This is a genomic window from Streptomyces sp. NPDC051243, from assembly GCF_044455405.1.
Taxonomy (GTDB): Bacteria; Actinomycetota; Actinomycetes; order Streptomycetales; family Streptomycetaceae; genus Streptomyces.
Window position 1 is genome coordinate 255314 of sequence record NZ_JBITES010000004.1, and the last position, 15473, is coordinate 270786.

The window sequence follows — 15473 nt, forward strand, 5'->3', positions numbered from 1 at the left end:
GCGTGGCGGCCGGCCGGGAGGGGTCCCGGCGGTACAAGTCGATGATGGGGCGCCGGTCATCGAGTGGACGTAAGGAGATCCGGGATGACGCGTGTACAGGTCGATTGGCTGACGCTGCTCCTCGCCCCCATCGCCGTCGTCGGGCTGGTGATCGCCTTCACCGCCAGGCAGTCGTCGTCCAGGAAGGGCGAACCGATGCCCGGCTGGGCGACGGCCATGCAGGGCGTGGCGATCACCTGCGTGTTGCTCGTGGCCGTTATGAACATGGCTGTGAGCGGTTCGTAGGCGGAGCGGCGAATCAACCGATGCCCGGAGTACGGATCACCGGAGTACGGATCACCGGAGTACGGATCATCCGTCCACCCGCGCCAGAAACGCCCCCAGCGCCTCGTTGAACTCCCCCGGCCGCTCCAGGTTCGGCATGTGGGCCGCTCCGTCGATCACCCGCAGTGTCGAGTCCCGGAGCGCGGCGTGCATCGCCTCCGCGTCGGCGACGGGGGTGTAGGCGTCGTCCGCGCCCACGACGACCAGGGCGGGGACCGTGACGCGGGTCAGCAGGGCGCGGTAGTCGGGGCGTTCGGCGCGGCCGCGCAGGGCCGCCGCGGCGCCCTCGGCGGAAGCCGCCGTCATCATGCGGTGGACGTGGGTCTTTACCTGGGCGTCCGCGTATGGCGCGACCATCTTCTCCAGTACCTCGTCGGCGTATCCGCGCATGCCCTCGCGCAGCAGTCGGTCGGCCATGGCGCCCCGCGCCCGCTTGCCTTCCGCCGTCTCCGCCGCCGCGAAGGTGTCCGCGAGGACCAGGCCCCGGATGCGGCCGGGGAAGCGGTCGTAGCACTCCATGACGATCTGGCCGCCCATCGACAGGCCCGCCAGTACGAAGGTGTCCACCTTCAGGTCGTCCAGCAGGGCCTCGATGTCCCGGGCGAAGTCGGACAGGAGCGTGATGCCGGGGACGACCGGGGAGGCGCCGTAGCCGCGCAGGTCGGGGGCGATCACGCGGCGGGTGGCGGAGAACGCCTCGAACTGCGGGGTCCACATCGCGCGGTCGAAGGGGTGGCCGTGGACGAGGACGAGGGGAGTCGACGGCGAGTCGATGCCGGCGTCGCCTTTGTCCTCGTATGCGAGGAAGGGGCTCATGTGAACGACCCTAGATCGGCTCAACTCCTCGGTGCAATAAGATCTTTGCCCTCGGTGCAATGTCAGGGGGAGCGCACGTGAACGACTACCGGCATCTCGCCGACCGCATAGCCGACGACATCACCGCCGGCCGGCTCAAGCCCGGCGAACGGCTGCCGCCGCAGCGGGTGTTCGCGCGGCGGCGTGGGATCGCCGGGTCGACGGCGGGGCGGGTGTACGCCGAACTCGTGCGGCGGGGGCTGGTCGTCGGAGAGGTCGGCCGTGGGACGTTCGTGCGGGCCGCCGCTCCGGCCGGGTCCGGGCGGGCGCTCGTCGAGGCGGCGACCGCGGCGCCGGTGAACCTGGAGCTCAACTACCCTTCCGCACCCGGCCAGCCGGAGCTCCTCGCCACCACCTTCGCCCCGCTCCTGCGCCCCGACGTCCTTGCCGAGGCCATGCGCCCGGCCGCCGCCACCGGCACGCTCGCGGCCCGCGAGGCGGCGGCCGCGCTCCTGGCCACCCCCGGCTGGCGCCCGGCCCCCGCCCAGGTCCTGTTCACCGGCAACGGCCGCCAGGCCATCGCCGCCACCCTCGCCTCCCTGGTCCGGCCGGGCGGCCGGGTCGGCGCCGAGGCGCTGACGTACCCCGTGGTCAAGGAGATCGCCGCCCGGCTCGGCATCACCCTGGTGCCGCTGGTCACGGACGAGGAGGGCCCGCGCCCGGAGTCCGTAGCCGCCGCCCACCGCACGGCCCCGCTGGCCGCGCTGTACCTGCAGCCGACCCTGCACAACCCGACGTCGACGACGACGAGCCCGGAACGGCGACGCCAACTTGCCCAGGTGGCAGGGGACTTGAACCTCCCGGTGGTCGAGGACCGCATCTGGTCCTTCCTTATGGGCGGCACGGGCAGCACGGGCGACGCGGCCGACGACCCCTTCGCCGCCCACGCGCCCGGCCTCACCCATGTCGTCGACAGCCTCTCCAAGCGTGTCGCTCCAGGGCTGACCGTCGGTTTCGCCGTGGTGCCCGAGGCGCGGGTCGAGGCGGTGGCGGCTGCCGTGCGGTCCGGTGGGTGGAGTGCGGGGCGGTTCGCGCTGGAGGCGGCCGTGCGGTGGATCGGGGACGGGACGGTGGAGCGGCTGGTCGCGGCGAAGCGGGCGGACGCGGCGCACCGGCAGCGGATCCTCGGCGAGGAGCTGCGCGGGTTCGCCGTACGGTCCGATCCGCGCGCCTGTTTCGCCTGGTGGGAGCTGCCGGCGCCGTGGCGCGCGGACACCTTCACGGCCGCCGCGGCAGCGCACGGGATCGCCGTCACCCCCGGCCCCGCCTTCGCCGTCGACCCGAACCGCACCCCGGACGCGGTCAGACTCGGGCTCGCGTCGGCCCCGGAGCCGGATCTGCGGCGGGCGCTGCGGACGCTCGCCGGCGTCGCGCGAGCAGCTCGGTGAGCCGGCAGACGAGGGCTGCCGTCAGACCGAGGGCGATGAGCAGCCAGGACACCGTGCGCAGGGTCTGCGTCAGGGCGTCGTAGACCGCGCCCGCGGCCGGGCGATGGGCGGCTTCGGGCAGGTCGGCCAGCGTGAGCCGGCGGCCGAGGACCACCGCGAGCAGCAGGAACGCGCCGCCGAGTGCCGTGCCCAGCGCGGTCGCCGTGATGGCGCGGCGGCGGCAGGCGGCGACGGCGATGCCGGTCGCGGCGAGGACGGCGGCCGAGACGGGCAGCCAGAAACCGGCGACTTCGAGCACGTGGTACCCCTTCCTGAGCCGGTTCAGCTCGTGCGCCGGGAGCACGGGGACCGCGGTGTGTTCGACCGGGATGTGGTGCGCGAACGGCACGTGTTCCTCGGTGAGTTGGCGTTTGACCTGGGCGGCGACCGGCGCGAGGTCGACGGTGACCGCGCCTTGGCGCCCGTCCTGAAGGGCACTCAGCACGGCGTCATGGACCGCCCTGTTGCCCGCCTCCCAAGCGGTGCGGAAGGCCTCGGTCCGGGTGAACGAGCGCACCGCGTCGTACACGAAGGGACGCACGGCCCCGTACTCGTCGCGCGCGCCGATCTCGTGGTCGAGCCAGGGGGCGACCTCGTGCACGATCCCCGCCCCGACGGTGTCCACCACCGCGCCCTGCACGGCCGGATCCGCGGCGAGCGGCGCCATCGCGGTGACGTACCGGCCGGTGTCGGCGAGCCCGTACGTCACCCAGGCCGCCAGCGCGCCGAACGGCACGAGGAGGCACGACAGGGCGATCAGCGCTGCCGACAGGGCGTTCCGCAGACGGGTGGACACCTTCTCAGGCAAGGGGCACGGGGGCGGGAGCGCCAGCACTGTGCGTGCATACGGCCGCACGGATCCGCTCTCCGGTGGAGCGTTCACCCGAACGGGTGTCTCATGGTCTTTGGGGAGTGGATCAGGGAGCGAGGAGACCGATCATGCGCACCACTCCGGCTCTGCGGGTCATGGGCGCGGCTCTGCTCACCGGTGGAACCCTCGCGGTCGCGGCGACCGGCACCACCGCGGCGGCCGGGGACAAGGGCGAGACCCCGGGGACCGTCGTCTCCGGTACCGACCTCAACGTGCGGGAGGCGCCCACCGTGCGGTCGGCGGTGGTCGACCGGCTCGAACCGGGCAGCCATGTCCGCATCGAGTGCAAGGTGCGCAGTGAGCAGGTCGGCGGCAACCCGTTCTGGTACTGGCTGGTCGACACCCGGGGCTGGGTGAGCGCCGCCTTCGTGGACACCGGCGGGCAGCAGGTGCCGAACTGCGCGGACCCCGTCCCGGAGTGGAAGGACGGCTCCTGGAGCAACTGGGATCCCTCGTGGAACGACGAGGAGTGGAGCGTGACGGTTTCCGGGTCGTGGAACTGGAGCGTGACCGTGGGCGGATGAACGTGACCGTGGGTGGATGAAGGGGAACGGGTCGGTCCCGGAGCCAGTGGTGAACCCGCCAGTGGTGACCGGGGCCGATCCGTGCGTACCCGTTCTTCCTCGATCTCGATCCGTCCGTGCGTACCCGTTCTGCCTCACCTGATGCGGTGGCCCTCGGCGTCCTCGTGCGTGTAATAGCGGTAGAACAGCACGAGGAAGCAGACGGCGCCGACCGCGACTCCCATGGCCGTGGACTTGAGGACGGTGTTGTCGCTCTGGCTGTACAGGAACCCGAGCGCGCTGCCGACGAAGGCGGCCCACAGGACCGCGTGCAGCTCGCGCCGCACACGGGACCCGAGGGCGCGTACGGCGACGTAGAGCACCATGAACGCGATCGCGGTCACGAAGCCGAAGAGCAGGTTCCAGCCGGTGATCTCGCCGCCTTCGCGCCGGTTCGCCGCGGCCCAGTAGCCGTAGACCAGCCCGAGGACCACCGGCACGGCGACGCTCGCGACGCGGTGCGTCCGCGCACTGAAAACATCGGGCAGACCGCTCGGCCCGGTCACCGCCGCCCTTGACGTCCCTCGACCGGACGCGGGTGCCGCATGAGCCATGAGAGCACTCCTCTCGCTCGACGCCCCCGCCATCAAGGGCACACCTGAGGGGGCGGCGTGGCAAGTCGGCGGGGCCCCGCGCACCCGGATGCGGCCGAACCCACGGCGTGCTTCGCTGAGCCTCATGAGGGCCGTAAGCGACGGTTCGGCCGGCCCGCAGGGCGAAGTGCTGCGCGTGCGCGGCCGGAGTGTCGCCTGGGTGGCGCCGCTGCTGCTGCTCGTCGCCATCGTGCTGGTCGACTTCAGGACCAGCAGCGACTTCCGGATCCTGTCCTGGATCGTGCTGGTGCCCGGTATCGCCGCCGCGATCTGCGGGGTGTGGGGGACGGCCGTGTACGCGGTGCTCGCCCCCGCCACCTACGTCGCCGCGGACGCCGTCCTGCCGCACGAGTACCAGGCCGGCCTGCCCGACCTCGTCCTCGCCGGCATCGGCGGTGTCCTCGCCACGCTGGCCTGCGTGGTCCGGGTGCGCGGACAGCGGCGCATGCTGCACATGCAGGACGTCGCCGAGACCATCCGCCGCACCGTGCTGCGCCCGCTGCCGCCGGGCTGGGGCGGCCTCGACCACGCGGCCGTGTATCTCTCCGCCGACAGCGAGGCCAGGGTCGGCGGCGACTTCTACGACATCCAGATCGGCCTGCACGGCACCCGCGTCATCCTCGGCGACGTCCAGGGCAAGGGGCTCGGCGCGGTGGAGGCGGCGGCCGCGCTGCTGGGGACGTTCCGCGAGGCCGCCTATCACGAGGCGGACCTGACGTCGGTCGCCGTGTGCCTGGAGCTGCGGATGCAGCGGCACATCCTCATGCGCACGGCGCTCGGCAAGGAGGAGGGCGACCGGTTCGCCACCGCCGTGCTGCTCGGCTTCCCGGAGGAGCAGCCGGGCGCGCTGGACGCCGTGGTGCTCGGCCACGACGCCCCGCTGGTCGTCGGCCCCGACGGCGTACGGCCCCTGCCGCCGGGCCACGGCCTTCCCCTCGGCCTCGGCGAACTCGCCCCCGCCGACGGCCCGCCGCCCCTGCTGCACGTGCCGCTCGCTCCCGGCGAGACGCTGCTGCTGACCACGGACGGTGTGACCGAGGCCCGGGACGGCGAGGGCGCCTTCTATCCGCTCGCCGATGATGTCGCCGCGGCCGTCGCCGCCGATCCCGGTGTCGCGGGCCCCGCACGCCTGGTCGACTTCGTCCGGGAACGCACCCTGCTGCACTGCGGGGGGCATCTGGCCGACGACACGACGGTGTTCGCGGTGCGGAGGAGGGCCGGTGTGGGCAATGGGGTGGGAACCGGTGTGGGGAATGAGGTGGGAAATGGGGATGGAATCGGGCGTAAACGGTCCTGAGAACCCGCTTTCCAGCCGCAGCGGTTACCGTGCTGCCGTACGTGATCGACGGGGGATGGGGAGGGACCGATGCCCGGAACCGTGCTGCTGCTGGCCGCCGCACCCGCGGGCAAGGGCTGTCTGGTGGACGCCGCCTCCGTGCTCCCCGTCCTCGCCGCCGTTCCGCCCGCGGTGCTGTCCGGCACGGACACGGCGAACGTCGTGGAACTCGCCGACCCCCTGGAGCCGCAGGCCGTCCTGACCCGGCTGCGGGCCGCGGCGGCCGCGCACGCCCCGCTCACCGTGTTCGTCACCGGGCAGCTGCAGCTGGACCGCCGCCAGCACCTGCCCCACCTCGCGCTGGCCCGCACGACCCCCGCGACGGTCCGCTACACCGGGTTCCCCTGGCACTGGATCCGCGAGGAACTGCGCCTGCGCGCGCCGGGTTCGACGTCCCTCGTCCTCGACCTGCACACCGACGCGGAGACGTGGGAGTGGCTGCGCGCGAACCCCCTCGACTCGGGCCGCAACACCGCGGTCCACGGCCGCATCGCCCCGCCGCCGAGCCGCCGTACGGTGGCGGTGCCGACGTACATGAAGGCCATCGCGACCATCCTCCGCAGCGGCCACCGCCCACCCCTCGACCAGCTCCACCAGCTGGCGCTGACCCGCATCTCCCCCGAGGGCGGCGTAGGCACGGACATCGTCCTGACGGCCCACGCCCCGACACAGTTCCCCTCACAGGACCGCACACGGCTCCCGACACCGGGACCAGGACCGGCACCGCTACCCGGCCAGGCGCCGCCACCGGGACAGGCACCGGCACCGACCCCCGTACCGGCGCCGACACCGCTACCCGGCCAGGTGCCGCCACCGGGACAGGCATCGGCACCGACCCCCGTACCGGCGCCGACACCGGCACGGGCACCGCTACCCGGCCAGGTGCCGCCACCGGGACAGGCATCGGCACCGACCCCCGTACCGGCACCGACCCCCGTACCGGCACCGACCCTGACCGCCCCCCAGAGCCCCACGGCCAGCCCGGCACCGGCCCTGCCTGCGCAGGTCGTGCCGCAGCACCCCGTGGCGAGCCCGGCAGGGGCCGTACAGAGCCCCGTACAGAGCCCCGTACAGAGCCCCGTACAGGTCCCGCCGCGCCAGTCCGCGCCGCTGCCTGCAGAGGTTCTGCCGCACCGACCCGCACAAAGCCCCGCACAGCTTCCGGCGCAGCTCCCGCCGGGGTTTCTGCCGCAGCGCCCCTCGGAGAGTCCCGCGCGGAACACCGAGCAGAACCGCACGCGGATCCCCGCGCCGGCCTCGCCGCCGATGCCCGCGCACAATCCCTTGCCGTCGCCGTCGCCGTCGCCGAACCCGGCCGCAAGCCCCGCACCAAGCCCCGCACCAAGCCCCGCACCAAACCCCGCACCAAATCCCCCGCCGCGCCCCCCACAGCCCCCCACCCCCACCGACCCCCACGCGGCCATCGCCGCCGCGGTCGAAGGCGGGCGGCACGGGGAGGCCGAGGCGTTGGCCGCTCACAATGAGCAGGTCGCGCTGCGTGCGCATGGGCCCGCGTCCGAGGAGGCGCTGCACTGGATCGAGGTGCGGGCCGATCTGGCGATGCTGGCGGGGGACCCGGTGCGCAGTTGCCGTACCTGGCTGACGGTCGCCTCCGCGCGGCTCTCCGCCGGGCACGCCCCGGACGCGCCCGCGGTGGAGGCCGCGGTGGACCGGGCCCACCACCAGTGGGGGCAGATCGCGGACGCGACACAGGCGCGTGAACTCGGCCCCGTGCTCGCGGAGCTACGGGGCCGAGTGCCGGGACGGCGGCGGGGCGCTCTGGAGAACGTCCTTCAGCAGTTGCAGCAACTGCAGACGCAGAGCTGAGACATCACCTGGACATCACCTGGTGAACGTGAAGTACTTCCAGGCCCCGTACGTCGTCGCGTTGACGTTGTCGCCCGACGTCGTGTCGATGTAGGAGGAGCGGATCCGGAAGCGGACGCCGGTGGGCGGGTTGTCGTCCAGGAGGACGGAGTCCTTGCCGTAGCTGTCCAGACCGAAGTACTCGGAGGCCGTCGTGTGCCAGGCCCCGCTGTAGAACTGCTGGATCTGGAACTGGTACTTGCGGCCCGGGTACATCGTCATCGCGGTGTTGTAGACCGGGTCCTTGGACTGGCGGAAGTAGTAGTACTTCGCGTTCCAGGCCGTGGCCGTCTTGTAGTAGCCGCTCAGCGAGGTCGAGATCGCCACCTTCGTGTAGACGGTGTTGGTCGTCGTCTTCGCCGCGTACCGCGTGTCACCCGTGAACTTCGCGCTGACCTTGGTGTCGCGGGTCAGGCGGACGCTCGCCGTCAGGTTGCCGTTGGCGTCGACCGTGCCCTTCTTCACCAGCGTGTTGGGCTTGTCCGAGCCGTACGGGTCGGCCCAGATCTCCACCGTGCGGTTCTTGTACGTCGTGCCCAGGTGCGCGGTGAAGGTGACGGTGCTGTTGTAGCCGTACACCTTGAGGTTGTTGTCCAGCGTCAGCGTGGTCGCCGTCTTCGCGACCGTCAGCGCGTGCGAGGCGGTGGCGGGCGCGTGGTCCGCGTCACCCGCGTACGTGACCGTGTACGTCACCTTGCCGCCGGCCGGCGGGGTGTCGGTGAAGGAGTACGAGCCGTCCGCGGCGACGGTCGCCGTGCCGAGGGCCTTGCCGCTCGGGGACTCGTCGTCGGTGCGGGTGACCGAGACCGTGGTGCCCGCAGGGAACGCCGCCGAGGAGGTCAGTGTGCCGGTGACGGTGAGCGGCTTGGCTCGGGTCGCCGTGGTGGGGGCGGTCGCCGTGAGGGTGGTGGCCGCCTTCGTCGGGGCGTCGAAGATGCGCAGCGAGTAGGCGTCGTTGTTGTTCAGCGACACCGCGAACAGCTTGCTCTCGTCCGGCGCCCAGGCCAGGCCGCGCGCGGCGAGGGTGTCGGAGCCGCTGCTGGTGCCGGTGTTGGGGAAGTCGTACTGCTTCACCGGGGTCGACACGCCCTGCTTGAAGACGTGCACGTCCGGGTCGTACCAGGAGCTGGTGCCCGCCGCGACATCGCCGTTCGGGGCGATGTCCACCGCGTTCGGGTAGGTGTTGGTGACGTACTTGCCGTCCGCCGAGAGGTCGGAGAGCTTGTAGACCGCCTGGTAGTACGGGGCGCCGCTGGCCGTGATCACGTCCTTGCCGTCCGGCGTGACCGCGAGGTCGGCGAGGTTGCCGCCGCCCGTGTTGCCCGGGTCGAAGGCGTACGCCGACCGGCTCGCGGTGCCCGAGGAGACGTCGAACACGGCCAGGACGACCGGGCTCTGGCCCGGCGCGCCCGCGACCAGCGTGCCCGGCGCGCCCGCGGAGGCGTCCAGGATCGGGGCGTCGTAGAAGGTGCGGTTGGTGTCCTGGCCCAGGGTGAGCGCCGGGTCGGTGCCGGCCGGGTCGAGCGAGCCGATGTTGCCGTCGCCGCCGGAGCCGTAGCTGAACCAGAGCTTGCCGCCGGTGAGGGCGACGTACTTGGGACCGGCCGTGCCCGTGGACCAGCGGTGGGCCTCGGTCGCGGTCGCCGTGTCGATGGCCACGATCGCGTCGGCGTCGCCCACCGCCGCGTACAGGGTGCCCGAGTCGGGCGAGAGCTCCAGGCCGCGGACACCGGGCAGCGAGCCGACGGTGCCGACGACCGCGCCGGCGTAGTTCGTGACGACGACCTGGCCGGCGGTCGGGTCGCTGATGAAGACCCGCTGGTGGACGCCGTCGACGACCATGTCGCCGGTCGACTTCAGGGACAGGGCGGTGCTGGAGTCGGCGGCCGCCGACCCGGCGCCGGTCGCGACCAGCGCGACCGAGCTGAAGAGGACCGCGAGCGCCGTCGCGGTGACCGGAAGAGTGCGTCTGCGCACGGTGGTTTCGAACCCCCCGGAACGAAAAGACGTGAGGGCGGACGCGGCAGGAGCAAAGGGCTGGGCACGCGTACCGCCGTGAGTGATCGAAGGCTAGGTCATGGCGCTGACAGCCGGGTGAAGCGGGGCGTAAGAGACGGGTGAGAACGAGAGGAAGCCCCCGGCGGGACAGGGGGGAGTGTCCCCGCCGGGGGCTGGTCTCTGCCGGTCCGTGCGTCAGAACGCGGGGACGTCGCGTCAGAACGCGGGGACGTCGGGTCAGAACGCCGGGACCTCGCCGGGCCGGGCCTTGTTGATGTTGCTGACGAGGTTGTTGGTCAGCGGGAAGTTGGCCCTGCCCCACTGGGAGTTCCACAGGGCGTCGCGCGGTGCCTGGGGCATCTGCTCCATGGTGACCAGGGCCGGGGTGTCCCACTGGTTGCCCGGGCCCCAGGCCTCCGTGTCCTCGCCCCACTTGGCGAAGCGGAAGGCGTGCGTGCTCGCGCCGTCCTTGTGGTAGACGATCTTGACGTGGTTGCCGTCCATCGGCACCTCGTTGATCGGGTGGGTGCTGAAGCCGCCGTGCCGGGAGGCGGCCAGGTAACGGGGGCGCTCCTCACCCTGCTTCTGGAAGACGACGACGCACTCCCAGTCGTGGCGGTGCCCGAAGGCGTCGGCGCCGTTGAGCGTCTGGTCCTTCTCGAAGTAGAGCGCGTAGACGTAGGCGCACCAGCCGTTTCTGCACAGGGACTGCGAGTACGTGTTGGCTCTGCCGAGGTGGCCGTCCCGGCACCCGCCGGTGATCGAGCCGCTGTTGTTGAGGCCGCCGTTGAGGTGTCCGGCCGCGTCCACCGCCGCCGCGGGGAAGCAGCCGTCCCCGTCGTAGTCGAAGAGCGGCATGTACTTGTTCTGGAAGGTGCTCGCGTTCCACGGCAGCGGGTCCAGGACGGCGGCGTTGGCGCTGCCCGTCAGACCGACGGTCAGGGCGGCGGCGCTGCCCAGGACGAGGGCGGCCCTGGCGAGGCGGGACCGTCGGCGGGGCTTGGCTGTCTGCGGCATGGGGGTGCTCCAGTGGTTCGTGCTGCCGGGATTCCGGCGGGACGACACCGAGACTGGAGACCGGGGCATTGATCGGCGACACGTTCTGATCAGGCGATCAATGGTCCTCGGCGTTCCGGGAGGATGTTTCACGCGGCGTCAACACCCGTCCCCTTCGCGCCGTTTGCCGTTCACCTCGCGTTGTCCTACGACCTTGGAGTCGCACTCGAACCAGACGGTCCTCCCGGGCCGGCCGGTCAACGCAACCCATCCCCACCGGCCCGTCACGGCATCGACGATCCCCACTCCGCGCCCGCTCTCGGCGAGCTCGTCCACAGCTGTGGACAACTGCGGGCACGGGCTCGCGTCGGTGGCCTCGACCCGCGGCCCCCGCCCCTCCGGCAGCCGCAGGATCAGCACCGTGGCACGCGGGTCGGGACAGTGGCGTACGGCGGTGCCGCCGAGGGGTGCACGCTCCCCCACTCTCGGCTGCGTGGTCGGGTGCGGGCCGGGTGTCGGCCCCGCTGATCTCGACGCCGGCAACCGGAACGTTGATCGCCACGTCCCTTCTGTCAGGTCAATCAATCTCGCGGGCGGAAGGGGGTTGATGGACGTCACATGCCGCATCGCCGGTACGTCACCCGTCGGCAACCTGGGCGTCACCGGGCGGCTTGTACGTTCGTCGCGCTCGATGTCCCTTTCGCCGGTCATACGGAGGTGTGCGTATGGGGCGCCCGGAAAGACCGCTGGACCCGACGGCCGGTCCCGTGCCGCGGCTCGCGCACGAGCTGCGGGAGCTGCGCAGGACCGCGGGAAGCCCCTCGTACCGGAAGATGGCCGAGACGGCGGACTTCTCCGCGACAACGCTGTCACAGGCGGCGGCCGGGGAACGGCTGCCGTCCCTCGCCGTGGTCCAGGGCTATGTACGGGCCTGTGGCGGCGACCCGGACGAGTGGGAGCCGCGGTGGAAGGACGCCGAGGCGGAAGTGGCGGGGGAAGTCCGCGAGGACGACGAGGACGCGGCGCCGCCGTACCGGGGCCTCGCCCGGTTCGAGCCGGCCGACCAGGGGCTGTTCTTCGGCCGGGACCGCCTGACGGAGGACCTGCTGCGGCTGGTGTGTGAGCACCGGTTCGCCGCGGTGTTCGGCGCTTCCGGCAGCGGGAAGTCCTCGCTGCTGCGGGCCGGACTGATACCCCGGCTCCAGGAGGAGATCGCGGACCGGGGGCGCCCGGCGGTGCTGCGGGTGCTCACGCCCGGCGACCGGCCCGCCGGCATGTACGGCCATCTGCTGACCCCGGCCGCGGACGAGCCGGAGAGCTGGGTGGTGGTGGACCAGTTCGAGGAGGTCTTCACCCTGTGCCGGGACCGGGCCGAGCGGGCCCGGTTCATCGATCTGCTGCTCACCGCCCGGGACCCGGACAGCCGGCTGCGCGTGCTCATCGCCGTACGAGCCGACTTCTACCCCCGCTGTGGCGAGCACCGCGGCCTGGCGGACACGCTGTCCGGCGCCGGACTGCTGGTCGGCCCGATGAACGCGGAGGAGCTGCGCGAGGCGGTCGTCAAGCCGGCGCAGGAGGTCGGGCTTCTGGTGGAGCGGGAGCTGACCGCGCGGATCGTGGAGGAGGTCCTCGACGAGCCCGGCGGGCTGCCGATGCTCTCGCACGCGCTCCTGGAGACGTGGCGGCGCCGCAAGAGCCGGCTGCTCACCCTGGCCGCGTACGAAGCGGCGGGCGGGGTGCGCGGCGCGATCGCCGCGAGCGCGGAGGAGGCGTACGGGCAGCTCACCGAGGAGCAGGCGGACGCCGCGCGGCAACTGCTGCTGCGGATGGTCGAGCCCGGTCAGGGCACCCCCGACACCCGGCGCCCGTTGACCCGCGCGGAGCGCGAGGAGTGGGCGTGCTCCCACGTGCCCGTGGTGGTGGAGCGGCTGGCCCGCGCCCGGCTGCTGACCGTGGACGAGGACGCGGTCCAGCTCGCCCACGAGGCGCTGATCACCAGCTGGCCGCGGCTGCGCGGCTGGATCGAGGAGGACCGGGAGCGGCTGCGCCACCACCGCCGGCTGACCGAGGCCGCCCGCGTCTGGCTGGAGCACGACCGCGACCCCGGCACCCTGTACCGGGGCACCCGCCTGGCCCGTGTGACGGAGCTGATCCCCGAGCACGAGGTCGCCCGCTCCCTGACCGTGCCGGAGCGTGAGTTCCTCACCGCCGCGCTGGCCGCCCGCGAGGCGGAGCGCCGGGCCGCCGCCCGCTCCACGCGCCGGGCGCGGGCGGGGATGGGCGTACTGGCGGCGGTCCTCGTGGTGGCGCTGGTCGCCGGTCTCGCCGCGTGGACGCAGGGCCGGGACAACGAGCGCCGCCGCATCGACGACGCGGCCCGCCGTATCGCCGCCGTCGCGGAGGGCCTGAGTACGACCGACCCCCACACCGCACAGTTGCTGGGCGTCGCCGCCTGGCGTGTGTCCCAGCTGCCGGAGACCCGGCAGGCATTGCTGGCCGCGCTCGGCCAGCAGGAACTCGACACCTTCAGCGACCGGGCACCGGGCGACGGCCCCTTCCGCCGTCTGACGGACTCCGGTCGCACCCTGCTCAGCGTCGAGGGGCGCACCTGGCGGACCTGGGACGTGGCACGGCACCGGCGGATCGCCGAGGGCCGGCTGCCGGAGGCCGGCATCGCGGTCGGGGCGAGCCCGGACGGGCGGCTGCTGGCGATCCACGGGCGTGGCCGGGACGACGGGGTGCGGCTGTGGGACACGACCGCCGGACGATGGGCCGGTGACCGGCTGCCGGTGTCGTCCGTCGTGGACCTCGGCGAGAGCACGTACGCCGTGCGCGGTGTGGACCAGTTCCGGGCGGGGGTGCACTCGGCCGCGGACGGAAAGCTGTTGTTCGAGGCGGCGGACACCACGGCGCCGAGCGAGGACGGCCGGCTGATCGCGGTCTGCCCCCTCGGGGAAGGTGGCGCGCCGCAGGTGCGGGACCTCACGGACCGGCGCACGCTGCACGGGCGCTGGGAACGCGCGGGCGACGTCTGCGGCCAGGAGCGCCTGCAGCTGGTGCTCGGCGGTGGTGGACGGTGGCTCGCCGCGGTGATCCCGAGCGGCGTGCGGGTCTGGGACGTCCGCTCGGGGGAGCAGCTGCCCGACCTCAGCGGCACCGGAGTGAGGTACGCCGCCTTCAGCAAGGACGGGAAGTTCCTGGCGACCGCCGACGGGGAGGAGATCAGGCTGTGGCGGCTGGGCTGGGGCTCCCCGGTGTTCCGGCACTCCCTCAACAACCAGCACCTCGGCGGTCTGGACTGGGACCCCACCCGCCCGGTACTGCGCTATCTGGAGGCCGGCACGGTCCACACGCTGGACGTCGAGACGGCCGTGACGTCCGCCTGGCAGGACCAGCCGGCGGACAAGGTGCTGCTCAGCCCGGACGGCCGCACGCTCGTTACCGCGCGACGCACCGGCGACACCTACCGCTTCGAGCTGCGCGACACGCGCGACGGACGACTGCTCAGGACACTGCCGCTCACGCCGCCCAGCGTGTCGCGAGACCCCTCCCGGCCGGTACTCCCGGAGTACACCCTCCCCCAGCTGGCCTTCACCCCCGACGGCAAGGCGCTCGCGTACGGTGTCACGGCGCCCTGGCACGAGGCGTCCCCGCAGCGCCTCACGATCTGGGACGTCGCCCGTGGCCGGGCCCGCACGACACTGGACCTGGCGGCGAAGGCCTCGGCCGGGGCGGTGATCACGATCGCCCTCGGCCCGGACGCCCGCACGCTCCACCTCACCCGCACATCGGATACCGGCGAGCTGACCAACGCGACCTGGGACATCGCCCGCCACCGCCGCGCGACCGTCCTCACCGGCCTGTCCAGCAGTCACCTGGCCGTCCGCCCCGACGGCGGGCTCCTGGCCGGCGACAACCGGACGGTGAGCCTGCCGGGCGGCAAGGTCACCGGACGCGACCTGGTCCGGGGCGACGAGATCGGCGCCCTCGCCTTCGCCCCGAACGGTTCGCGGCTCGCGGCGGGGGACCGGACGGGCCGGGTGGCGCTGTGGGACGCGGCGGTCCGGCAGCGGGAGGGCACCCTGCCGAACGTCTTTCCCGCGCTCACGGAGGAAGAGACCGGCGGGCCGGACGGCAGCCCCGACCCGACCAGTGACGACACCTCCGAGGCCGTCAATGCCCTCGCCATCAGCCCCGACGGCCGCACGCTCGCGGTGGGCGGCGAGGCGGGCAGCCTCCAGCTGTGGGACATCGCCACCCAGCAGCCGCTCGGCGGCCTCATGACCACACCCGGCGACACGATCGACACGGTCGCGTTCGGCGCGGACAGCGGCACGGTGTACGCGGGAAGCGCGCACGTGCCTCTCCAGCGCTACGTCATCGACCCGGACCGGGCGGTCGAATCGGTGTGCGCGCGGGCGGGAGCGCGGGAGCTGACGCGGGCGCAGTGGCGGACGTACGTGCGGGACGTGCCGTACCGCAAGGTGTGCGGCGACTGATGCGTCCGGCATTGCTGTGCTCGATATGCGGCTCCGCCGCGTGGGCCTGGTCAGAGGTTGTTGATTGACCTGATGGAACGGCTGGCCGATCAACTCCCGGCCCGTCGACGATCTACCTGTCGCTGCCCCGGTTCCGAACTCCCCC

At 72.9% G+C, this 15473-nt stretch carries 11 protein-coding genes and 1 pseudogene; 6 read left to right on the plus strand and 6 right to left on the minus strand.

The window, feature by feature from the left end; translation table 11 throughout:
- The first annotated feature begins 84 nt into the window (after positions 1–84).
- Positions 85–285 carry a hypothetical protein gene (locus tag ACIBAG_RS11710; RefSeq protein WP_399103736.1) on the plus strand — a complete coding sequence of 67 codons (201 nt, stop codon included), beginning with the start codon at positions 85–87 and terminating at the stop codon, positions 283–285.
- Positions 286–351: 66 nt separating this feature from the next.
- Here the strand turns inward: ACIBAG_RS11710 and ACIBAG_RS11715 are convergent, their stop codons facing one another.
- Positions 352–1140: an alpha/beta fold hydrolase gene (locus tag ACIBAG_RS11715; RefSeq protein WP_399103738.1), complete on the minus strand. Its 789-nt coding sequence runs from the start codon at positions 1138–1140 to the stop codon at positions 352–354.
- 77 nt (positions 1141–1217) lie between these two features.
- On the opposite strand from ACIBAG_RS11715, the gene ACIBAG_RS11720 reads away from it, so the two are divergent.
- Positions 1218–2567, plus strand: a complete 1350-nt coding sequence (locus ACIBAG_RS11720; protein WP_399103739.1) for a PLP-dependent aminotransferase family protein — start codon at positions 1218–1220, stop codon at positions 2565–2567.
- Here the strand turns inward: ACIBAG_RS11720 and ACIBAG_RS11725 are convergent.
- Positions 2482–3402 (minus strand): hypothetical protein, encoded by a 921-nt coding sequence (locus tag ACIBAG_RS11725; RefSeq protein ID WP_399103741.1) that lies wholly within the window; start codon positions 3400–3402, stop codon positions 2482–2484. The two genes, ACIBAG_RS11720 and ACIBAG_RS11725, sit on opposite strands and share 86 nt — an antisense overlap.
- Positions 3403–3545: 143 nt before the next feature.
- Between ACIBAG_RS11725 and ACIBAG_RS11730 the strand changes: the two genes are divergently transcribed.
- Entirely contained in the window at positions 3546–4001 is a 456-nt protein-coding gene (locus ACIBAG_RS11730; RefSeq protein ID WP_399103743.1) for an SH3 domain-containing protein, read from the plus strand.
- 134 nt (positions 4002–4135) lie between these two features.
- On the opposite strand, the gene ACIBAG_RS11735 is transcribed toward ACIBAG_RS11730, so the two are convergent.
- On the minus strand, positions 4136–4594 hold the full coding sequence (locus tag ACIBAG_RS11735) for a hypothetical protein (RefSeq protein ID WP_399103745.1): 459 nt from the start codon (positions 4592–4594) through the stop codon (positions 4136–4138).
- A gap of 124 nt (positions 4595–4718) precedes the next feature.
- Between ACIBAG_RS11735 and ACIBAG_RS11740 the strand changes: the two genes are divergently transcribed.
- Positions 4719–5930: a PP2C family protein-serine/threonine phosphatase gene (locus ACIBAG_RS11740; RefSeq protein ID WP_399103747.1), complete on the plus strand. Its 1212-nt coding sequence runs from the start codon at positions 4719–4721 to the stop codon at positions 5928–5930.
- Positions 5931–7364: 1434 nt separating this feature from the next.
- Positions 7365–7796 (plus strand): annotated as a pseudogene (locus ACIBAG_RS11745) (hypothetical protein); the annotation flags it as partial.
- A gap of 15 nt (positions 7797–7811) precedes the next feature.
- On the opposite strand, the gene ACIBAG_RS11750 reads toward ACIBAG_RS11745, so the two are convergent.
- From ACIBAG_RS11750 to ACIBAG_RS11760, 3 genes are all read right to left on the minus strand, one after another.
- On the minus strand, positions 7812–9812 hold the full coding sequence (locus ACIBAG_RS11750) for an Ig-like domain repeat protein (protein WP_399103749.1): 2001 nt from the start codon (positions 9810–9812) through the stop codon (positions 7812–7814).
- A 258-nt stretch (positions 9813–10070) separates the two neighbouring features.
- A complete protein-coding gene (locus tag ACIBAG_RS11755; RefSeq protein ID WP_399103751.1) occupies positions 10071–10850 on the minus strand; it encodes an NPP1 family protein in 780 nt (259 codons plus the stop codon).
- Between the two features lie 138 nt (positions 10851–10988).
- Entirely contained in the window at positions 10989–11312 is a 324-nt protein-coding gene (locus ACIBAG_RS11760; RefSeq protein WP_399103753.1) for a hypothetical protein, read from the minus strand.
- A gap of 242 nt (positions 11313–11554) precedes the next feature.
- On the opposite strand from ACIBAG_RS11760, the gene ACIBAG_RS11765 reads away from it, so the two are divergent.
- Entirely contained in the window at positions 11555–15328 is a 3774-nt protein-coding gene (locus ACIBAG_RS11765) for a hypothetical protein (protein WP_399103755.1), read from the plus strand.
- Positions 15329–15473: the final 145 nt, after the last annotated feature.

Coding starts and splice junctions, on each gene's coding strand:
- ACIBAG_RS11710 (WP_399103736.1), top strand. CDS start 85: ATGACGCGTGTACAGGTCGATTGGCTGACGCTGCTCCTCGCCCCCATC.
- ACIBAG_RS11715 (WP_399103738.1), bottom strand. CDS start 1,140: ATGAGCCCCTTCCTCGCATACGAGGACAAAGGCGACGCCGGCATCGAC.
- ACIBAG_RS11730 (WP_399103743.1), top strand. CDS start 3,546: ATGCGCACCACTCCGGCTCTGCGGGTCATGGGCGCGGCTCTGCTCACC.
- ACIBAG_RS11735 (WP_399103745.1), bottom strand. CDS start 4,594: ATGGCTCATGCGGCACCCGCGTCCGGTCGAGGGACGTCAAGGGCGGCG.
- ACIBAG_RS11740 (WP_399103747.1), top strand. CDS start 4,719: ATGAGGGCCGTAAGCGACGGTTCGGCCGGCCCGCAGGGCGAAGTGCTG.
- ACIBAG_RS11755 (WP_399103751.1), bottom strand. CDS start 10,850: ATGCCGCAGACAGCCAAGCCCCGCCGACGGTCCCGCCTCGCCAGGGCC.
- ACIBAG_RS11765 (WP_399103755.1), top strand. CDS start 11,555: ATGGGGCGCCCGGAAAGACCGCTGGACCCGACGGCCGGTCCCGTGCCG.